This window comes from Novosphingobium colocasiae (assembly GCF_014652555.1).
Taxonomy (GTDB): domain Bacteria; phylum Pseudomonadota; class Alphaproteobacteria; order Sphingomonadales; family Sphingomonadaceae; genus Novosphingobium; species Novosphingobium colocasiae.
The window spans coordinates 1-709 of record NZ_BMZA01000065.1 but is presented as its reverse complement, the minus strand read 5'-3'; the positions used below and the strand labels follow the sequence as shown (position 1 = coordinate 709).

Sequence of the window (709 nt, the reverse complement as noted above, 5' to 3'; positions counted from 1 at the left end):
CGCGAAGCTTTGGTCTGTTTTGCAGGCCCGCATGGCGATGCGCTTGAACTCTTTGAGTTTGCAGAAGAAGTTTTCGATGAGGTGCCGCCATTTGTACATCTCGGCGTCGATCTTGAGTTTTTGAGCTCGCCCCGGATGTTGCGAAATGACGACTTTTGCTCCGCGCTGATCGAGTTCCTCGACGATCCAGTTGGCATCAAAGGCCTTGTCGCCCAGGAGAGCGCCGAGGTCGATGCCCGCGATCAGCGGTGCGACGCCGATGGTATCGTGGCGGTTCCCTGGCAGGAGTTCGAAGCGCACGAGATTGCCCAAGGCATCCGTCAGTGCCACAATCTTGGTCGTCATTCCGCCCCTGGAACGACCAATGGCCTGGCTCGAAGTCCCCCTTTTGCGCCCTGGCCGTGTCGGTGGACCTTGACGATGGTGGCATCCACCATGGCGTATTCCATGTCGGCTTCCCCTGACAATGCGTCAAAAATCCGCTTGAAAACATCGGCTTCGCGCCAGTCACGAAACCGGCGGAATGCCGTGCTCCAGTTGCCGAACAAGGCAGGCAGATCGCGCCAGGGACTGCCCGTTCGGACAATCCACAACACCGCCTCCAAAAACAGCCGGTTGTTCCTACCGCTACGTCCTGGGTCAGTCGGCTTCCCAAGACAATGCGGTTCGATCTTCGACCATTGGGCGTCTGTCAGTACAAAGCGTTCCA

At 58.1% G+C, this 709-nt stretch carries 1 protein-coding gene; it reads right to left on the bottom strand.

What is annotated here, in order from left to right:
* Positions 1-709, bottom strand: a protein-coding gene (locus IE122_RS18250; protein ID WP_189622647.1) for an IS5 family transposase whose coding sequence is annotated in 2 segments (ribosomal slippage) — positions 1-380 and positions 380-709 — 710 coding nt annotated over the 2 segments. Because the reading frame shifts where the segments join, the coding sequence is not laid out codon by codon here. This gene is flagged as partial in the annotation.